We start from the raw sequence: 19,312 nt of genomic DNA, 5'->3' as shown, positions 1-19,312 counted from the left end.
TGTCTTTAAGGCTCTGAAGTGGCTTCGTCGAAAGGATTGAGGAGCTTCACGCCGGTACGCGCAACGTCGCGGGTGTTGCGGGTGACCAGAATGAGGTTGTGCACAAGGGCCGTGGCAGCAAGGAGGCCATCGGCGGTCGGCAATCTGTCGGGCACGGACAGGCGGCCCCAGGTTTCTGCGATCTCCTGAGTGACTGGCAAGATTCGCCCACCAAACGAGACGAGGATACGGTCGAACCACGTATCCAAGGACTGTGCTTGTGCCGAATCCTTGCGACGCAGGCTTTCGATTCCGCGGCGAATCTCGCCCACCACGAGCACGGAGAGAAACATGGCGCTCCGATTCACGCGCGTCGACCAAGTGATGAAGCGCGGGTGCGCCGCACCTGCCTTGCGCAGCTCGGAGGCGACGTTCGTGTCGATCAGGTAGTCCATTCGAGCAGCTCCCGCTCGTGATCCCTGGGGCGCTCGAAGTCTGCATCATCACCCACGTTGGGCCCCTGCATGAGCAGCTCGTACAGCGTCCCCTCGGTCTCGAGCGCAGACGGCGCCGTGATCTCACTCACGGCCTCCGGGGCGACATCCCCACGAGCGACCCAGAAGACAGCCGCCGCCTGCCGCATCTCCTCCGCGACCTGCTCGGGGGTCTTGGCCGTTCGGAACACCTTTTCCGGTATCTTTACGATGAACTCCATCCGTTCCTCCCGTCTCGCCGGTACCTCAATCGAGCTCGGCGACCGGCCGCCTGTAGGCCCCTGGTCGCTCGAAGTCCGCGCCCTCCCCGACCTCGGGCATGCTCAACAAGATATCCATCAACGCCGCTCCTTCTCGGGCAGGGGACGGCGCGATGATTTCACTCACGACTGCCGGGGCAACATCCCCATGAGCGGCCGAGAAAGCTGCTGCCGCATGCCGGATTTCCTCCGCGACCTGCTCCGGGATCTTGGGCGTACGGAACGCGCCTTCCAGTATTTCCATGATGACCCGCATGCGCGACTCCTGTTGCTCCAGAACCCTAGCCCTATCTTCCGCGTGAGCACACCGTCCAATCACCGCCGGCTCCGAACGCGGGCAAGGCTTTCCCCTATCGTCGTTGCCGGCACCCGGAAGCGCGTTCCCCTGCCCCTGGCGGCACCTGGCAGCGCTTCCCTATCCCTGCCGGGTCTCGGCAACGCTTCCCCCCTGCCGGGTCTTCGCAACGCTTCCCCCCCACCCCTGCCGGTCTCCGCAAGCGCTTCTCCCTGCCCCTGCCGGGTCTCCGCAGCCCTTCCCCTCACCCACGCCGGGCGTCCGCAGCCCTTCCCCTCCCCCCTGCCGGGCGTCCGCAGCCCTTCCCCTCACCCCCTGCCGGGCGTCCGCAGCCCTTCCCTCACCCCCTGCCGGGCGTCCGCAGCCCTTCCCCTCACCCCTGCCGGCAGGCGGCAGCGCCTCTCCCACGCCCTTCCGGTGCCGGCGAGTGCCGGAACGCGTGGGCAAAGGCCTGGGGCGATGGATCCATGCTCACCCGCGCCGACCTACCCCTGACGCGGAGCGGAAGTCTGGCCATCACTGGCCGACGGAGCTGGCCAGCGCTCGGCGCTCTTCAAGAGATCTCCGGCGTCTCCCCAGCAGCGGCCGGACCGCCCGGTTGCACGCCATAGTGGATTTCACTATCCTGCCTCCGCGAGGAGCACCGATGAGAGGGACGGGAACGGCGAAGCGTGGCCGGGATGAGGAACGCGGTCCGGCGGGACGAGGCCCGGACGAGGACAGCGGACCCGTCAGCGTGGTGCTCCCGGCCGAGCTCCGGGAGCGGGTCCAGGCCGAGGCGAAGAAGCGCGGCCTCAAGCTCTCGCCCGCGATCCGCGCGCTCCTCAGCGAGCGCGTCCAGGAGATCGACGACCTGGAGCAGCTCAGCCGGGCCGAGGAGTGGCAGCGAGCCCAGGTCTGGGCGGTCTGGGAGCGGATGAAAGCGGGAGACCACGACGAGGCCGCGCGCCAGGAGATCGACTCCATCTTCGACGAGGCGCTCCGTGACGCCCCTCGTCGCCGCGCCCGCTAGGCCAGGGCGCCACGTGAGCCGCCGCGTCCGCTTCCGCCGGGAGTTCGCCCGCGACCTCCGCGATCAGGTGCGCTGGCTCGACGAGAACCGCGGGCTCGAGCAGGTCGAGCGCCTGCGGACCGGCCTCGACGAGGCCATCGAGCTCCTCGCCCGCTTCCCCGGGATCGGTCCCGCCGAGGCAAAGGACGATGAGAACCGCGCCGTCGTCCGCAGGCTCCTCCTGCGCAAGCTCCCCTACGTCGTCTGGTATCTCGTGGACGCCTCCGACCCCGACGGGGACCTCTGGCTGCTGCGCCTCTTCCACGCGCGGCAGCAGCGGCCGCTGGCCGGGGCCGGCCTCCCCTCACGCAAGCCGCGGAAGAGGTGAACGGGCAATGCGTCGCGTCGCTCCTCCCGGCGCGCGCCGACCCCCCGCAGCGCTCCAGGTTGGGTGGCTGCTCTCGGCGCCCGGCGTGCTATGCACGCGCCGATGAGCGACGTGGTGGTGATCGGCGGCGGCGTGGCCGGGTGCGCCTCGGCGCTGGCCCTGGCGCGGCGCGGGCTGTCTGTCCGCGTCCTCGAGCGCAACCAGGGCGAGGGCGCTTCGTGGGCGGCGGCGGGGATCATCGGGCCCCAGCTCGAGGCCGCGGGTGACGGCCCCCTCGCGCGGCTCTGCCTCGCGAGCCGCGCCCTGTACGCGGAGCTCGCCGCGTCGCTCGTCGAGGCGACGGGGATCGACGTCGGGTACCGGCAGAGCGGCGCCCTCCGCGTGGCGTTCACCGCCGAAGGACGCGAGGAGATCGCGCGCGAGCTCGCGTGGCAGCGGGAAGCCGGCCTCGCCGTGGAGATCTGCGACGGCGACGGGGTCCGCGCGCACGCGCCGGCGCTCTGCGACGAGGTCGCCGGCGGCGCGTGGCTCGCCGACGAGGCGCGCATCGATCCGCCGTCGCTCATGCGCGCGCTGCGCATCGCGGCGGAGCGCGCGGGCGTGTTGTTCAGCACCGGGGCGACCGTCCGGCGCATCGTGGTCGAGCGGGAGCACGCGCGCGGCGCGCAGCTCGAGGACGGCACGAAGGTCGAGGCGGGCTGGACGGTGCTCGCCGCCGGGAGCTGGTCGTCCCTGCTCGAGGCGTCGGGCCTCGCGCCCTCGGCGGTGCGCCCGGCGCGCGGGCAGATCGTCGAGCTCACGCCGGCGACGCCGGTGCTCTCGCAGGTGGTCTACGGCCCCGGCTGCTACCTGTCGCCGCGCGACGACGGGCGCGTGCTCGTCGGCGCGACCACGGAGTTCGCCGGCTACGTCACCGCGGTGACGTCGCGCGCCGTGCGCGACCTCTTGACCGCGGCGCTCCGGCTCGCGCCCGCGCTCGGCGACGCGCCGATCGGCAGGACGTGGGCCGGCCTCCGGCCCCACCCGAAGGACGCGCTGCCGATCCTCGGCGAGGGGGAGATCGCGAATCTGATCTTCGCGACAGGGCACTTCCGCAACGGCGTCCTGCTCGCCCCGGTGACCGCGAAGATCGTGGCGGCGCTGATCGCCGGAGAGGAGCCGCCGGTGGATCTGTCGCCCTTCTCCGCCAGACGGCCCGGCATCACCGGCTGAGCGCGGCGGCGAGATGTGCGCACCTGGCGCGGCGAGCTGACGGTCGCCCGCTCAAGCATCGATGCGCGAAGACTCTCGCGATTCCTCGGGGCGACAGCGCCCGAGCCACTGGCCACTCCGCCCGATGGGAACGAAGCCAGCGTGACGATGGTAATCCGCTGAGCTCCCTCGCGAGGCCAACGCTCCTCGGGGAGCCTCGATCGTCAGCCGTGAATTGACCACAGCCCATTCGGTCAGCGGACAAGACGCTGACATACATTCTTCTTCCAGGCGGGAGGCCAGACGAGCAAGGCAATGAGCTGTCAACCAGGAGCAGGCTCTCTGGCACGAGCTTGACATCGGCGCGGAATACCGTATTTCATACCCTTGATAGCTTCGATCTTACTTGGTGGCATCATCACGCACACGCCTTGATGGTGAAATGATCCACCGAAAGGAGAATACCTTGAGCTTACGCACCGCTGTTCCCACAATGTGTGTTGCGCTGACGGCTGTTCTCGCGGGTTGCGTCGTAGGTACCGACACAGGCGCTGACGAGGGCTCTGTGGCAGGCAGCTATGAATTCGGCGACCAGCAGCAATCGCCGCTCGCAGCGCCTGGTTGCACGGTTCGCCTCACGCCGACGAGCCTCGTCGCCAGCGTCGCGCAGGCCGAGAACCCGGCGGCGAACGTCGGCGATGGCAGCCTGGCCACCCGCTGGTCGGGCCGCGGCAAGGGCGCCTACGTGACGGCGGACCTGGGCGGGACGCAGCGCATCTGCAGCGTCTCTCTGGGGTGGTACAACGGCGGAGTCGATGGACGCATCTACGACTACGCGCTCTCGACGTCCACGGACGGCCAAAATTTCTCTCCGCTCTTCGCGGGGAAGAGCCTGCCCAACACATCGCTCCAGCCGATCGAGCTCCAGGCCGTCGACGCGCGGTACGTCCGCCTCACGGTCAACGGGAATACCGTCAACGACTACGCCAGCGTGACGGAGCTCCAGATCACCGCCAGCGCGGCCCCCGCCGGTGGCTTCGTGCATCCGGGCATCCTGGTCAGCAAGGCCCAGCTGGATTTCGTCAAGGCGAAGATCGGCAGCGGCGCGCAGCCCTGGAGCAAGGAGTACCAGCTCGCCCGGGGCTCGAGGCACGCGAAGCGGGACTACGTCGCCAGCCCGGTGCCCGTCGTCAAATGCTCCACGCCCGGCTCGAAGCAGAAAGCCCTCGATATGGGCTTCGAGCAAGCGGGGTGCAGCGAGATCGTGAGCGACGCGAACGCCGCCTATACGCAGGCGCTGCTCTTTTACTACAGCGGCGACGCACAGTACGCCGAGAACGCGAGGCGCATCATCAACGCCTGGGCGCGCACGATGACCGCCATCCTGTTCGATCAGCCCCGCTTCCCGGACAACAACGGTCAGGTCTACGCCAACGGCCACTTCGCCGCTGGCTGGGCAGGCACCAACTTCCTGCGGGCCGCGGAGATCTTGCGCTACACGTACAGCGGCTGGACTGCCGAGGACACGGCGCTGCAAGAGAACCACTTCAGGACCGTCTACTGGGACCTGGTGAAGGACGGCTGGACAGGCGGCCAGAACCGGACCTCCGTGATGAACGAGACGGCGCTCGGCATCGCGATCTTCACGAACGATCGCGAGAAGTACGAGTACGCCGTGAGCCAGGTGGAGCACTCCAGCAAGGCCATGATCTACATGCCGAGCGACGGCCGCCAGCCGCTCTATCCCATCTATCAGGGCCGGCCGCGCTACACCGACGACGCGAAGGGCGCTCTCGCGGGGATCTGGAGCAACCCGACGCGCTACATCGCCGGCCTGGAGCAGGAGACCTGCCGCGACCTCGGGCACATGCAGATGGGTGTGAGCTCGCTGGCGAACATGGCAGAGACCCTTCGCATCCAGGGCGATGCTCGCAGCGCCTACAGCGACGACCCGGCTCATGACGAGAACCGCCTGCGGGCGGCGCTCGAGCTGAACGCCGATTACGTGCTGCAGTACCTCGACAACACGGGCAATCGGGTCGGCGTGGAGGTGACACCCGCGGGCTGGATGCCGGCGCGGAACTGGCCGTGCAGCAGCTTCGCCAAGACCGCCGGCGGCGGCTCGGCGGTCATGGGCTGGGAGATCGGGTACAACGAGTTCCGCAACCGGCGCGGGATCAGCATGCCGAAGACCCAGGAGCTCATCACACGCATCAGGGCGATGAGCAGCGCCGGGACCCGGGTCGGCAACCACATCGGCTGGGAGACGCTGACGCACGCGGGCGCGCCCTAGCCGCCCGCAGCCCCGCCCGTCCTGAACACCGGCTCCCGCGCGCCGCGGGAGCCCCCTGCGCCGTCGCCCGTCACCGTCGATGTGAGCCGGGCCCCATCACGGCCGAGATCCCGCGCGTCAGGAACTTTTCGCGGGGCTCGCCGTGTCCTGGGAGTGTCCGGGGTACGAGGCAGCGTCAGCCTTCGTCCTCCCGGCCCGGCCCATGCGTACGTCTCCCCACACATCGTTCCTCGATCGGCTCCTCGTCGAGCTCCCGTGCCTCCTGCGCGCGGCGCGCCGCCTGACGCGCTCGGAGCAGGACGCCGAGGATCTGGCGCAGGCGACGATCGTGCGCGCGATCGAGCGGCACGCCGACCTGCGCGACGAGGATCGCATGCGCGCGTGGCTGCTCCGCATCGAGCGATCGGTGCTGCTCAACGCGACGCGCGGCGCGCGGCAGCGGCTCGAGGTGATCGAGGGCGGCCGCGGCGCCGAGTCGGTGCCGGAGCCGCAGGGCAATCTGGAGGCGGAGCTGCTCGAGCGCGGCTTCGCCGATGAGGTCGAGCGCGCGCTCGCGCGCTTGCCCCCGGAGTGGCGCGAGGCGCTGCTCCTGCGGGAGGTCGAGGAGCTCTCCTACGAGGAGATCGCCGATCTCCAGGCGTGCCCGGTGGGCACGGTGCGATCACGGCTCTCGCGGGCGCGGCTCGCGCTCGTCGAGGGCCTCTCCGAACGATGCGAGGAGGCGTCATGGCAGGGTGCAACCGCGAGTGGTTCGAGAACATTTCGGCGTGGCACGACGGCGAGGTGACGCCCGAAGACGCGGCGCGGATCGAGGCGCACGTCGCCGGCTGCGCGCCCTGCCGGCGCGCAGCGGAGATCCTCGGCGGCGTGCGGCGCGCGCTCGTCGCGAAGGCGGACGGGGAGGTCCCGGAGCGCCTGCGCGATCGGGCGGAGGCCGCGGCGCGGAACGCGCGCGCGCGGCGGCGCGGCCCCTGGGCGATCACGGCCGCCCTCGCCGCGGCCGCGGCGGCCGCCGCGCTGCTCGTCGGCAGCCCGGGCCGGGGCGTGAGCGCGGCGATGGCCGACGAGCTCGTGAGCCACCACGTGCGCGGCTTCGCGCGCGAGCGCCCGTGCGACCTCGAGTCCGCCGATCCGGGCGCCGTCGCCGGGTGGCTCGAGGGCGAGCTCGGCTACGCGGTGACCGTCCCGGCGGTGTCCGGCGCCCGGCTGCTCGGGGCGCGCCTCTGCCAGATCGGCGGCACGCGCACGGCGGCGCTCATGTACGAGAGCGGGGACAAGCCGCTCACGGTGTTCGTGCCGCCGCCCGGGTCCGGCGCCGCGACGGCGGCGCGCGCGCTCGCGGGGCGCGGCGTGGGGTGCACCCGGGGGCCGCTCGGCAACGCGATCTGCGCGAGGAGCGTGGAGCAGCCGGTGCTCGCGGTGGCTGAAGTGGACACAGCGGCGCTCGCGCCGGCGCTCTTCGGGCGCTGATCCCGTCGATCTCGAGGACCCATGACGATCGGTTCATTGCTGGCGCTCTTCGGCGCGGGGCTCCTGACGTTCGCGTCCCCCTGCGTGCTCCCCATGCTCCCCGTCTACCTGTCGGCCCTCGGCGGCGCCGGGGCGCTCGGCGGCCCGGACCCGGCGGCGGCGAGGCGCGGCGTGCGCCTCGCCGGTGTCGGCTTCGCGATCGGCCTCGCGATCGTGCTCGTCGCGCTCGGCGCCGGCGCCTCGGCGATCGCCGCGGTCCTCGCGCCCCACCGGCGCGCGTTCACCGTCGCGTCCGGCGTGATCCTGGCGCTCTTCGGCGCGAAGCTCCTGGGCGTGCTGCGCCTCCCGTGGCTCGAGCGCGAGGCGCGCCCGCTCCTCTCCCGCCTCCCGGGCGCGGGCGGCTTCTGGGGGGGCATGCTCTTCGGGATCGCCTTCGCGGCGGGGTGGACGCCGTGCGTCGGCCCGGTGCTCGGCGCCGCGTTGACCTACGCGGCCAGCGCGGGCTCGAGCCCGCTCACCGGCGCGATCCAGCTCGGCGCTTACGCCGCGGGCCTCGCCGCGCCGCTCGTCGCCGCGGCCTTCGTCGGGCCGGCGGCCGTCGCGCTCGCGCGCCGCCTGATGCCGGCCACGCCGGCCCTCCAGCGCGTGACGGGGGCGCTGCTCGTGGCCGCCGGGATCGCGGTCGCCGACGGCCGTCTGGACGCCCTCTCGCCGGCGCCCGCGGCGGCCGTGGATGCGGGCGCGCCCTGCGAGGTCGGCCCCGCCGGCGCGTGCGCGGCCCCGGAGGGCGCCGTGGCGCAGGGCGACGTCGCGCTGCCCGAGGGGATGCCTCGTCTGCTCGAGTTCGAGAGCGCGCACTGCGCGGTGTGCGAGCGCATGGCGCCGCTCGTGAAGGAGCTCGAGGCGCGCTGCGCCAGGGAGGACGGCACCGTCCTGCGCATCCAGGTCGACGATCCGCGCGGGCGGGCCCTCGCCGCCCGCTACGGCGTGCGCTTCGTGCCGACGTTCCTCAGCGTCGACGCCGCCGGGCAGGAGGTGGAGCGCGCCGTCGGAGAGCTGCCTGCCCAGCGGCTCGCGAGCCTCATCGGCGACGTCCGCGGCGAGGCGTGCCCCCCTGCCTTGTGAGCCCACCACGGCGGGGCTCGCTGCCCCCTCATCCCCGGAGGCTGCCCGAGCTTCGTGGGGGTGTCTTGTACCCTGTCGGGCAGGAGACATCGTCCGGATGAGCAACAGAACGTCGATCTCCGAAGCGCGAACCAGCCAATGGGCGCCCCTGCTCCTGCGCCTGGTCATGGGCTATGGATTCATGGTGCACGGCTGGGTGAAGCTCAGCAGGGGGCCCGCCCGAGTCGAGATGTTGCTCGCCCAGATCGGCGTCCCCTTCTCGAAGCTCATGTCCTGGGTGGTGCCCTTCGTGGAGCTCCTCGGCGGCATCGCCGTGATCGTGGGCGCGTTCGCCGCGATCGCCGCCGTTCCTCTCATCGCCACGATGCTGGCGGCGATGTTCTCCGTTCATCTCAAGCACGGCTTCAGCTCCGTCAACACGATCGGATTGGCGGCGGATGGGCCTGTATTTGGCCCTCCCGGGTACGAGATCAACCTGCTGTACATCGCGGGGCTGCTCTCCCTCGCGCTCGGCGGCGCAGGCGCGTTCTCCGTCGACGCGCTGAGAGCCCGTCGACGAAGGCTGCGAGGGCACGCCTGACGTGAAGCGACGACCGCGCGCCGCCGCCCGTTCGCCCTCGGGCGGCGCGGGGCTAGGCTCCCGAGAGGCGCGCGCGCACCTTGGCGAGCACCGCGACGTCGGCGGGCGGGAAGAGCTCGTCCCGGAGATCAGCCGCCTCGGCCCAGCGCACGGCGGCGACGTCGAGCGCGGCGGGCGCGGGCGAGCCCTCGGCGAGGGCGGCGGCGTAGAAGAGGAGGAGCACCGGTTTCTTGGGATAGCGGTGGTAGGTCACCTCGACGATGTCGCCGATCCGGGCCTCGACGCCGATCTCCTCGCGCAGCTCGCGGATCAGGGCGTCTCGCGGATCCTCGTCGGCCTCGACCTTGCCGCCGGGGAACTCCCAGGCGCCCTCGAGGTGCGCGCCCACCTTGCGCTGCGTGAGCAGGACGCGGCCGCGCTCGATGATGACGGCGGCGGCGACGAGGACCAGGGGCGGAGCGGGCTCGGGCGTGGCGGACATGGGCGCGTAGAATGGCGGTCGCGGCGCGCAAGACAAGGGCGAACGGCTGGCTCGACGCTGCACATCCCTCCGGCGTCTCCATTGCCTTGCGCGGCTGGGATTTCTCACTTCCCGAGATGTGCCCTGTCGGAGGATAGGGCCACCCGGTCTCGGGGCCAATTCCAGCCGATGAGCCGCCGGAGCAGGCGGCGCCCCACGGCGGCCCCGGTCGCAGCGCTTGAGACGCTCCAAACGCCGCCGCCTGGACCCGACACCCCTTCACGCCTCGCTGCCGGAAACGTGCTGAGCCATCCCGCGGCGCCCCGCGGGCGTGGATCGATCTTGCTCACCCCGGGCGTGAATGGGATCCTCGAGACCTGCTTACCGCCAGCTCGGCTGGGCTGACCCCGCATCGAAGGGGCGTCCTGCCCGCGGCGCCTTGGCCAGCGTCAAAGAGGGTATCATGAAGGGAACCGACACCTCGGCCGCAGCGATCCGGAAACTCGATCTATCCTCGTCGCGGCGTGGGGACACCCGAGCGGGAGGTGGCTGGCGCGGCCGGGCGGTGCTGCGCGCGGCCGCCGCCGCGACGGCCCTCCTCGCGATCGCCGCGCTCTTCACCGGATGTCCATTGTGCAACGGGAACGACGTCGGTTGCGGGGACGGCGTCAAGATCTCGGGGCCTATCGGGCTCGCCGCGAATACGTCGGCGCGCATCGAGGTCCGGGCCTGCTGGAACGGGCGGTGCGGGGAAGCGACGCTCGGCTCGGAGCCGGGTGATTTGCCGAGCTCGCCGAGCCCTGCCAACGGCGCGAGCGCCGATATCGACGGCGGGCGGTTCCGCTTCGCGCTCTTCGACGTCGACCCGACCAACGCCGAGTGGGAGCTCTCGATCGATTTCTCGCCGGACGTCGATACGGAGCTCGAGGACGGGGACGTCTATTCGGTCAGCGTCATCGACGCCGACACGCAACGCGAGCTCGTGAGCCTCGAGCAAAGCATCTCCTACCGTGAAGTCCAGCCCAACGGCGAGGGCGCCTTCTGCACGTCGTGCTACGTCGCGGGGATCAAGCTCCCTCCGCCCGCTGCGCAGTGATAATGAGGGCGGTTCGTGAACCAGGGCCTGCTCTCGATCGATCGCGGGGCGGCTTACTCTCTCGAGCTGGAGTGGGATCACGGTCACGAGGGGCAATCTCACCAGTTCCCTGAAGACGTGCCGCTCGTCGTGCGCTGGTAGAGCGGGCTTTCGCTGTACGTTGGGGGAAGCACGAGCGCTCGCCCGGCCAGGCGGTGGCGCGTCTGTTCCTCCTCGACTACTTCACGACGGGCAAGCTCGACGTCGACGTGGGCGAAGCCGTGGTCCGCGGCATCGCCGAGGGCTGCAAGCAGGCCGGCTGCGCGCTGATCGGCGGCGAGACGGCCGAGCTGCCCGGTATGATCCGGGCGCGAGGCCGTCGAACCGCTAGATATCACGAGTCCAAGACATCGGAATCATTGAAATCAGACCACCATTGTCGGTTTGACGAGATCGTCCGGATGCCTTCGCGGCCGAGCGCCTGCGACAGCTCCGTCCGGCTCTCGCTCCAAGCGCTGATAGCCACTGACTCCAGCCGCATCACCTCTCGTGCATTCTCGATCAGCAGGAGTGCCTGCTCGCTGGTGTCGCAGCGAACCACACAGAACGAGGTTCCAAGTGGAGCTATCAGCTCGCGGACCCAGAGGTCCTCCCCCTCATAGCTGGAGACGAGGCGGTCCGTGCACTCAGGGACAGGTCGGAGTCCGAGCCGCTCCGCGATGAGCCCCCGCCGTAGGTGCGAATCCAGCGGGAAAGCCAGCTCGACGCGGAGTCGCTCGGCCTCCGCTAGGCCGTCCTCCACCGCGAGGATCTCGAGCCATGTCCGGAGCTCGCCTGCCACAAAGTCCATCTGCTCAGGCATATTTGCGTACACCCAAAGTCCGCCTTCGCCGGACCACAGGATGAGCTTCCAGTCGTGCCATGCTCCCACGGCAACGATCTGCAAGTCCCTCCACGACCAGAGCGGCCAGTGGACAAGGCGAAGGCCGGTCGGAAACGACTCTGCTCCGCCTTCGAAATCGAGGAGCGACTGAGCTCGCTCTGGGAGCATCTCGCGCGGAAGCAGCCCCAGCCACAGTGCGCCGTCCGGCATCTCGTGCTCGCGGGGCATGACCACACAGCCTCCACCCACGAGTCCGCGTATGGACTCGACCAGCGCCGACGGCGCAGGGACCGGCGGCGCAGCGACGCAGACGGCCCCTTGGTCCTGCAGGTAGCGATCGAGCCGAGGCGAGCCGAGTGCCGGCGCGCGGCAGCGGTGCTGAGTCGCTTCCTCGCGGACGATGTCGAGCCGTGCGACTGCTTGATCCAGCACGAAATCGCCCTGAATCACGTGTTCATCAGTCACCCACACACGGCGCGAAGTGAAGGCGGACGCGTCCGTGTAGAGAGGAGCAGCCGTGGGCACCGACAGCTCTGGAAGCTCGCGCACAGCGACGCCAGCACCCACGTCGAACACCGCCCTGGCACCTTCATGGGCGCAAAGCCGAAGCACGTCCCCGAGCGCTGCCAGCGTGCGCGTGAAGATGCGCGGCTGCGCGACGACGACATCGCCCGCTCGAAGGAGCGAACCACCTTCTCCAGACGGTGAAAGCGAGAACTGCTCACTCAGTCGCGTCCAGAACGCCTGCGCGGCCCGACGACGGCGCACGACGAGCGAAGGCCAGAAAGCGTCAAAACAGTCCACGCACGCCATCTGCGCCACATAGTCGCGCCACAGGCCGACACCGAGGCCACCAAAGGAGTCGAGGTAGAGCGCGCCCTTCCAACGATCCCACGCGAAGAGGCGGCGCTCACCGCGGCTCATCGAGGGCACCGTGCTGGGCGCGAGCGCGCGGGCAGCGGGGTAGCCGAACGCTGCCCCCCCGAGGAGCGGGAACCCACGGCGTCCCGTCAGCTCGAGGAGCTCCTCGTCTTCCATGAGCGTCGGCGAATCGGTTCGAAGGCCGACGCCGCGCAAGACGGGAGCCTTGCCGATCTGCTCGCGCGTGGCGGGAGACCATCGTCGCGTCAAAGCTTCGTCCATCGATTCCCATCCCAATTCCAGGCACCAGGATCCACGACCTTGCCCGCTTTGTCCAGATACGGACCTTCCTTCGTCGATGACTGCGCCTTGTTCGCGCCAGAGATCCATGACGGGTCGTAGTTCGGCCCAGTCAAATTTCGAGTTGGATTGCTGCGGCTGGTGAACCCTCCAGGCACCTTCCCCACCCCCGGGGGAGGTTTGCCCGCGAGCCCCCAAAGGCGCGGGACTGTCTGCGAGCAATTGGGGCAGGCCTGCTCGAGTTGATCGTTATTTGTTCCCATGCACGATCTCGCACCACCGATACTATCGAGAGCCTCCCTCAGGTGCGTCTGCCAGCTCTCATGGCCTGGCCTACACGACTTTCCTGTATCCAGCCCCCATTGCTTCAAATGGTCGCTCAGTGCCTTGGGTTCGGAGCAAACATTCTGCGCTCCGCCGTTGGCACTGGGACGCGCGTTTGTCGGTGCCAGCGCAGCCTCCACTGCGGGATGCAGGTCAGTGGAACCCGCCATGCCAGAGTGCCCGTGCTTTGGAACATTGGCTCGCTTCCCGTTCTTTTTACGTAAGCCCCGGTCACTTCCGTATGCATTTTCGCGAGGTCGTCATGTTCCGAGAACTCGAGAGGCCACCCGTCGACATACGCGTATGCTCGAACGCTCCCCTCCAGCCGGATGGGCTCCGGACTCAGGTACTGCCCCGTCTCCGGGTCATAGTAACGATACCGGTTGTGGTAGAGCCCCGTCTCCTCGTCGGCGCACTGCCCCGGAAACCGCACCGGCGTCAGCTCGGCCTGGTCGCCCTCGACCTTGCTCCGCTCCCATTGCCTCACCCGCTCGGCCCACTCCTCACTCGTCGCCATTGCTTCCTCCTTCGTCGCGGTGGGAGCAGCTAACCAGCGCTGCGCGGACGATCACGATCGTCCTCGGCCAGACGCTCACCTCAAACAAGCTCCACGTCAAAGCCAGCGTCTTTCAGCGCGTAGTAGGGTTGCACACCGCCGGCAGAGCGAACGCCGATTCGTACCCCCGGCGCGAGAACCTGCGCGCTTCGAACGATTTCTACCAGCTGGCTCGAAAGCCGTGTCGACAGCAATGTCACCGTAGCAGCTGGCGCTCCCGCTCGCAGCCTCTGAACGCGTCTCAGCCAAGTATCGTCGCTCAGCCAGTGCTCGGACACGCTATCAGATGCCTCATCAATTCGCCGCAAGCCCAGCTCGTCAGCGAGAGCCGCCGCCACATCGGCGGACAATTCGACCGGAGATCCGCTTGGCATGAGGCCGCTCGCCTGCCACTCGACCGCCCACTTCTCCAGACACTTTACCGCATCGTCCGAGACCAAGACCAAATCATCAATCTCGTGACGATAGAGGAAGATCTCCCCGGTGTCTCCAGCATATAAGTGCATCGAGCCGAGAAACTTACCCCCCAGCGTGAGCCGGCGGCCGTGACAATAGACAACTGGCCAGCCGGCTGCCTCAAGAAAGCGCGAATCCTCCGCGTCATCGTCATCGAGGCCGAGCCGTTCCTTCAGGACACGATATACGCCCAGCCTGGTCTCGTTGCATGGTACACGTACAGGGTCCACCTCATCGTAGGCAGCCAAACCTCCGAGCACTTCCTCGAACCGGAGCAATGGCGCCGCTGGGGGGATCCCATGTCGCTCGAGCTCCGCCATCAACGATTCCGGGCCGCGCGTCGCATCTGGATCGCGGAAGAAGCTCTTTGCATCGAGCCATTGCATGACACGAGAGGACACGTGGCAACGCAGGTGACTCGCAGCACGCTCATACCTCCGGACGATGAGCCGCTCATTCTCAAATGTCTTCTCCTCGAGAATACGTGGTCCCTTCGACCACACTTGGCGCGCTCGCGACTCTTCAGGCTCCACCATTAGCAGGCGGACGGGCTCGCCATCGAGCCGGTACTGAAATCCCAACTCTGGCGCCAAGCTCGGTGCACTACCCTCCTCGAGGCAGATACGCTCCACCTGAGCGCCGACCAACTGAACCGGCACCGTTAATGCGTGACAAACCTCCAGTGCGCGCTTCAGTTGACTCAGATCGTCAACACGAATCCATGTCGTTTCAAGCGGCTCATCCGCGACAATCGCGTGCTCGCCGCCCCACACCGACGCTGCGTCGTCGATGGCTGAGACGGGGGGCAGCGACAACGCGCCTGCCACCGCTCTGCCGCAGCGCTGTGTCCTCACTTCAAGCCGCATTGGAAGCCACCGGGGATCCGAGAACAGCGCGAGTTGTGCCACCCAATCGACCATGTTGGGATGCATCTCCAGCCCAGACTCGAACAGCACTCTCCCATCCGAGCGCAAGTACAGGGGTAAAGCACGTCTCCTCGACCAGGCCACGAGGAAAGCGCGCCCGCGCGATCCGCCGTCAGGCGTGTGCACGTCGATCCACAGCGGCGCGCCGCCCTCCCGTGCCGCGGCGAACGCGCCGAAGACATGATCGTCCAGCACCGGGAGCCCACGGCGGGAAGCTGCGTCGTACAGAGCCGACTCGAGCTCCGCATGGATAGGTGGGAAGTCCTCATGAAGTTGGACAAAACGATCCAGCTCCTGCCGCGCCCACGGCGTGGTCGCGATTCTGGAGCTCCGAAGGACGGCGAGCGTTCTATTAGAAAGCAGTATCACCTATCGAGCTCGCTTCCATGCGCCATTTTCATTTACCCACACACCCAGGTCCGCCAATGCCGGCACAGGCTCGCCGTCCTTGCGAATGACTGGCGCCGCCTTTGTGTTGCTAGAGTCTGCGAGGAACGCTCCGCTTGGCTGCGTCCAATGCTCCTTTTTGCCCACGCCTTTCGAGCCGTCTTGCTCTCGATACCCAGGTTTGATTACGCCTGTCGGCAGACTTCTGTTGGCGAGCGCCCACAGGCGGGGAACTGTCTGGGAACAGTTAGGACAAGGTGCGCGATCCACCCCCTGCTTGCTCGATGAGATCGCCCCATCGCCGCTCTTTTCCATGTCCTCCAGAGCATGACCCAAATGGGTTTGCCAGCCGGGGTCGCCGGGCTTGCAGGATTTGCCAGTCTTCTGCTCCCATGCATTCAAGTGGTCTGTGAGAGCCCATGGCTCCGAGCACGTCGAAGGGTCTTGGCCGTCGGCCCTCGCCGCTGAGGGCGGCAACGCGGCTTGGACCGCGGGATGTAGATCACCTCTGCTACGCGGTTGTCCGGACAAGTCGAAGCTGCCGCTCTTATTTTGAGCCGTCACCCCGCTCGCTCCCTTCGTCTTCGACCACATCTTTGCAAGCCCATCGGCATCGATGAGGTCGACCGGCGAGCCATCGACATACGCATACGCATACAGGCTCCCCTCCAGCCGGATGGGCTCCGGGCTCAGGTATTGCCCCGTCTCCGGGTCATAGTACCGGTACCGGTTGTAGTAGAGCCCCGTCTCCTCGTCCGCGTATTGGCCCGGAAACCGCACGGGCGTCAGTGCGGCCTGCTCCCACTCGACCTTGCCGAACAGCGAAGCATCGATTTCGCCCACGAGCCGTCCGTCCCCTCCCACCAGCGCCGCCGGCATCCCGTTCGGCGCCTCGACGTAGTACCGCACCTCGTCGCTGTCGTGCCGCCGCACCCGATCGGCGAGGGGCGTCACCCCCTCTGGCAGCACCGCATACGCTCGCTCTTCCACCACCGGCTCCCCACCCACTTCCCCAAACAGCTCGCGGATCTCGTGCACCAGCGCATCCCCGCTCCAGGTATAGCGCGTCACGCTCTCCACCACCCGGTCGCGCCCCCGCTCGACCCACTTCTCCAGCCGCCGCGCGAACGGGTCGTAGGCGAAGCGCACCACCCGGCCATCCGGCAGGCGTACCGCCTGGAGCAGGTCGTCGTCGCCCCAGTCGAAGCGAGTGAGCCGCCCGTCCGGCAGCCGCTTGCTCGTCATCCGCCCCCGCTCGTCGTAGAAGAACTCGGCACCTCCCCGCCGCTTGAGCTGCCCGCCTGGCGCATACTCCCGCGGCGCAGCCTGCTCCTGGAGCTCTCCGCTCGGCCCGTGGCGATACCCCTCGATCAGCTCCCGCCGCGCGCCATCCACCCGCTGCCGCCCCACCACCCGGCCCTGCGCGTCGCGCAGGTACTCCACATACGCCGCGCCCGGCGCGCCGCTGCCCACCGCGCCGAGCAGCCCGGCCGCCGACCATCCATAGCTCTGCGCAAACGTCACCTCGCGCGGCAGCGGCCCCACCCACGCCGGCTCGCCCGGCCGCACCGCGGGCGTCGCCCCGAGGCCCGTCACCTGCACGCCCAACGGAAGCCCATCGGGCGTCCACCCCTCCGCGATGCGCCCTCCCGCGGGCAGCACCCGGCCGACCAGCTGACCCGCTGGATCGTAGGCCAGCTGCACCTTCATCGTCTGCGCGCCGACATCCCCGACCGCCATCGCCACCCGCCGCCCCACCACGTCGCGCGCGATCTCCATCTGCCCGAAAGGCCCGCTGGCGCGCACCGCCTTGCCCAGCGCGTCGTGCGCCGTCTCCACCACCGTCCGCCGCCCGCCCCGCGTCACCGTCTCCCGCACCACGCTCCCGCGCGCGTCACGGGTGTACTCGCACATCACGTCACCGCTCGTCACGTGCTCGACCCGGCCGAGCAGGTCGTAACCGATGCTCTCCGTCCGCCCATCCGTGAACCGCCGCTCCACGAGCCGGCCGCAAGGATCATAGACGAAGTCGACCGCACCGAGCCCATCCCGGATCTGCGTGATCCGCCCCATCGCATCGTGCCGGTAATAGATGCGCCGCCCGTCGAACGTCCGCTCCTCGGTGATCCGTCCCTCCCAGCGCCGCACGTACCGGTGCTCCTCGCCGGACTCGTCGACCACGCGCACCAGGTCCTGCTCCCGATCGTAGAAGTACCGCACGGCGCTCCCGCCCGGCCTCACCACCTCGGTCGCCACCCCGATCCCGCCCCACCGCAGCGTCGTCAGCCGCCCGTCCGCGTCGGCGATCTCCGACAGATTCCCATCGACATCGTAGCCATACCAGTCCGTCGCCCCGCTCGGCCTCCGCACCCGGAGGAGCCTTCCGCAGCCGTCGTATCCATAGGACGTCTCGTGTCCCCGCTCGTCGACGAAGCCCGTCACCCGTCCCAGGAAATCATAACGAATCTTCCGCCTCGCCCCGTCCGGCTCGATCACCTCCACACGATTGCCGAGGGCATCGTAGACCATCCGCGTCACACCGCCGTTCGGCAGCGTCGCCTCGACGAGCAAGCCGCGCTCGTCGTAACGGAACGCGACCACCGGCCCGAGCTCGTCCTCGACGGCCACCACATCGCCTTGCGCGTTCCGCTCGTAGCGCGCGAACCCGCCCAAGGCGTCGCGCATCTCCGCGATGAAGGCCCGCTCGTCGTATTCATACACGGTCCTCGCGCCCATCGGATCCGTCACGACGCGCAGCCGGCCCAGGTCGTCTCGCTCGTAGCGCCACGCGTGCCCCAGCGCGTCCCGATACGCCAGCACGTTGCCCGCGGCGTCGAACGTGTAGGCGTGCAGGCCGCCCTCCCACGCGACGCTGTTCACCTTGTCCAGGTGGTTGCCGTCAATCCGCCGTTTCGCGCGCGAGGTGATCACCTCGACGAAGTGGTCGTAATCGTCGATCTTCACGTGACAGAAGCCCTTGGCCCTGGTCTCCCGATCGTCCAGCGTGCCCGGCACATCGCCATCGAGCGCGTCGTTGCCCTCGCGATGGCACCACGCCTCCACGCAGCGGCCGCTGTCGCCATAGCGGAACTCTGCCACCAGCCCTCCCGGCTCGCGGCGCCGGACCAGGCGGTGCTGTTCGTCGTAGTCGTACCGCTCCTCGTTGCCCGCCGCGTCGCGCGCCGAGGTCAGATCACCTCGATCGTCGTAAATATACGTGCGAAACGCTCGCCACCCTCCACCAGGCGACGCGTCCTCCACCTCGAAGGCGGCGATCCTCCCGTCCACGTGCCGGCGCACCCGCACCGTCCGGCCCACCGCGTCGATCGCATGGGACAGGCGCCCTCGCTCGTACACGAGCCGTATCTCGTTGTCGTAGCGGTCGACGATGCGCGACAGCTGCCACCGGCTCTCCTGCCGCTCGCCGAAGACGAGCAGCACGCCCTCGGCCTCCAGCGTGTAGCCGCCCTCATGACGCCTCAGCACGCCGCACGGCATCGGGACGGGACGGCCCGGCTCGGGGATCTCCGCCTCGGTCGGCGCCGCGTGAGGCTCCAGGACATGCAGCGTCCGCCGCCGCTCCTCGATCGCCCACCCCAGCGAGTGGCTCCATCCGAACCCGAGCCCCAGATCCACGTCGCTCGTCTCCGACGAGTAGCTCCGCTCGATCCGGAGCGGCAGGATCATCCCGCCGAGCGCCAGATCCACGGCCTTCGCGGTGTAGACCCGCCCCGTCACCGGATCGACCGGGTCACCGGCCGACGTGCCGCCCCCGCGGCCGTGCGACGGGTTCGGGCACCCGCCGCCGCTGCCGGGCCCGCACGCGCCCGCGTTCTTGCCGCCGCCTCGCGGCCCCTTGCCGCCGCCCTTGCCGCCCGCGCCCTGGTCGCCGCCGCGGCCACGCCCTCCGCGGCCGCGGCCGCCGCCTCCGCCGCCCCCGCCGCCCAGGATGAAGGTGCCGGGGTTCATGCCGGGGATCGCAGGGATGTTCGGGACCGGGGCCGTTCGCGCCATGGGA

Annotated in this window: 18 protein-coding genes and 1 pseudogene; 11 read left to right on the top strand and 8 right to left on the bottom strand. The window is 69.2% G+C overall.

What is annotated here, in order from left to right; translation table 11 throughout:
• Positions 1 to 5: 5 nt before the first annotated feature.
• From WMF22_RS47020 to WMF22_RS47010, 3 genes are read right to left on the bottom strand one after another with little or no spacing between them, the layout of a single operon-like run.
• The gene (locus WMF22_RS47020) at positions 6 to 434 is read right to left on the bottom strand and encodes a type II toxin-antitoxin system VapC family toxin (protein ID WP_438033995.1); all 429 of its coding nucleotides are present in this window, start codon (positions 432 to 434) and stop codon (positions 6 to 8) included.
• A complete protein-coding gene (locus tag WMF22_RS47015) occupies positions 422 to 694 on the bottom strand; it encodes a hypothetical protein (RefSeq protein WP_437296335.1) in 273 nt (90 codons plus the stop codon). The genes WMF22_RS47020 and WMF22_RS47015 overlap by 13 nt, the downstream gene beginning before the upstream one ends.
• Positions 695 to 719: 25 nt before the next feature.
• Positions 720 to 989 carry a hypothetical protein gene (locus WMF22_RS47010; protein WP_437296334.1) on the bottom strand — a complete coding sequence of 90 codons (270 nt, stop codon included), beginning with the start codon at positions 987 to 989 and terminating at the stop codon, positions 720 to 722.
• Positions 990 to 1,674: 685 nt separating this feature from the next.
• Between WMF22_RS47010 and WMF22_RS47005 the strand changes: the two genes are divergently transcribed.
• The 8 genes from WMF22_RS47005 (at position 1,675) to WMF22_RS46970 (ending at position 9,066) form a co-directional block, all read left to right on the top strand.
• The gene (locus tag WMF22_RS47005; RefSeq protein ID WP_438033994.1) at positions 1,675 to 2,040 is read left to right on the top strand and encodes a hypothetical protein; all 366 of its coding nucleotides are present in this window, start codon (positions 1,675 to 1,677) and stop codon (positions 2,038 to 2,040) included.
• Positions 2,012 to 2,407, top strand: a complete 396-nt coding sequence (locus WMF22_RS47000) for a type II toxin-antitoxin system RelE/ParE family toxin (protein WP_438033993.1) — start codon at positions 2,012 to 2,014, stop codon at positions 2,405 to 2,407. Before WMF22_RS47005 ends, WMF22_RS47000 begins: the two co-directional genes overlap by 29 nt.
• A gap of 102 nt (positions 2,408 to 2,509) precedes the next feature.
• Positions 2,510 to 3,619: a glycine oxidase ThiO gene (gene thiO, locus WMF22_RS46995; protein ID WP_437296331.1), complete on the top strand. Its 1,110-nt coding sequence runs from the start codon at positions 2,510 to 2,512 to the stop codon at positions 3,617 to 3,619.
• Between the two features lie 544 nt (positions 3,620 to 4,163).
• Positions 4,164 to 5,891 (top strand): discoidin domain-containing protein, encoded by a 1,728-nt coding sequence (locus WMF22_RS46990; protein ID WP_438033992.1) that lies wholly within the window; start codon positions 4,164 to 4,166, stop codon positions 5,889 to 5,891.
• Between the two features lie 202 nt (positions 5,892 to 6,093).
• Positions 6,094 to 6,678 carry an RNA polymerase sigma factor gene (locus WMF22_RS46985; RefSeq protein ID WP_438033991.1) on the top strand — a complete coding sequence of 195 codons (585 nt, stop codon included), beginning with the start codon at positions 6,094 to 6,096 and terminating at the stop codon, positions 6,676 to 6,678.
• Positions 6,618 to 7,361, top strand: coding sequence for a zf-HC2 domain-containing protein (locus WMF22_RS46980; RefSeq protein ID WP_438033990.1), 744 nt, complete (start codon positions 6,618 to 6,620; stop codon positions 7,359 to 7,361). Before WMF22_RS46985 ends, WMF22_RS46980 begins: the two co-directional genes overlap by 61 nt.
• Positions 7,362 to 7,382: 21 nt before the next feature.
• The gene (locus WMF22_RS46975; protein ID WP_437296327.1) at positions 7,383 to 8,486 is read left to right on the top strand and encodes a cytochrome c biogenesis protein/redoxin; all 1,104 of its coding nucleotides are present in this window, start codon (positions 7,383 to 7,385) and stop codon (positions 8,484 to 8,486) included.
• Positions 8,487 to 8,583: 97 nt separating this feature from the next.
• Positions 8,584 to 9,066: a DoxX family protein gene (locus tag WMF22_RS46970; RefSeq protein ID WP_438033989.1), complete on the top strand. Its 483-nt coding sequence runs from the start codon at positions 8,584 to 8,586 to the stop codon at positions 9,064 to 9,066.
• 52 nt (positions 9,067 to 9,118) lie between these two features.
• Here the strand turns inward: WMF22_RS46970 and WMF22_RS46965 are convergent, their stop codons facing one another.
• Entirely contained in the window at positions 9,119 to 9,547 is a 429-nt protein-coding gene (locus WMF22_RS46965) for a (deoxy)nucleoside triphosphate pyrophosphohydrolase (RefSeq protein WP_438033988.1), read from the bottom strand.
• Between the two features lie 442 nt (positions 9,548 to 9,989).
• Here WMF22_RS46965 and WMF22_RS46960 point away from each other — a divergent pair, with 442 nt between their 5' ends.
• The 3 genes and pseudogenes from WMF22_RS46960 to WMF22_RS46950 form a co-directional block, all read left to right on the top strand.
• Positions 9,990 to 10,622, top strand: a complete 633-nt coding sequence (locus WMF22_RS46960) for a hypothetical protein (protein ID WP_438033987.1) — start codon at positions 9,990 to 9,992, stop codon at positions 10,620 to 10,622.
• Between the two features lie 15 nt (positions 10,623 to 10,637).
• Positions 10,638 to 10,763, top strand: coding sequence for a hypothetical protein (locus tag WMF22_RS46955; protein ID WP_438033986.1), 126 nt, complete (start codon positions 10,638 to 10,640; stop codon positions 10,761 to 10,763).
• Positions 10,764 to 10,825: 62 nt separating this feature from the next.
• A pseudogene (locus WMF22_RS46950) lies at positions 10,826 to 10,963 on the top strand (AIR synthase related protein); the annotation flags it as partial.
• 32 nt (positions 10,964 to 10,995) lie between these two features.
• On the opposite strand, the gene WMF22_RS46945 reads toward WMF22_RS46950, so the two are convergent.
• The 4 genes from WMF22_RS46945 to WMF22_RS46930 form a co-directional block, all read right to left on the bottom strand.
• A complete protein-coding gene (locus WMF22_RS46945; RefSeq protein WP_438037355.1) occupies positions 10,996 to 12,627 on the bottom strand; it encodes a hypothetical protein in 1,632 nt (543 codons plus the stop codon).
• Positions 12,628 to 13,024: 397 nt separating this feature from the next.
• Positions 13,025 to 13,486, bottom strand: coding sequence for an RHS repeat-associated core domain-containing protein (locus WMF22_RS46940; protein ID WP_438033985.1), 462 nt, complete (start codon positions 13,484 to 13,486; stop codon positions 13,025 to 13,027).
• A gap of 80 nt (positions 13,487 to 13,566) precedes the next feature.
• Positions 13,567 to 15,102 (bottom strand): hypothetical protein, encoded by a 1,536-nt coding sequence (locus WMF22_RS46935; RefSeq protein WP_438033984.1) that lies wholly within the window; start codon positions 15,100 to 15,102, stop codon positions 13,567 to 13,569.
• 174 nt (positions 15,103 to 15,276) lie between these two features.
• A complete protein-coding gene (locus WMF22_RS46930) occupies positions 15,277 to 19,263 on the bottom strand; it encodes an RHS repeat-associated core domain-containing protein (RefSeq protein WP_438033983.1) in 3,987 nt (1,328 codons plus the stop codon).
• Between the last annotated feature and the right edge of the window lie 49 nt (positions 19,264 to 19,312).

The organism is Sorangium sp. So ce204 (assembly GCF_051526795.1).
In the GTDB taxonomy this organism is placed as follows: Bacteria; Myxococcota_A; Polyangia; order Polyangiales; family Polyangiaceae; genus Sorangium; species Sorangium cellulosum_B.
The sequence above is the reverse complement of the archived record's forward strand: the minus strand, read 5'-3'. Positions and strand labels throughout refer to the sequence as shown.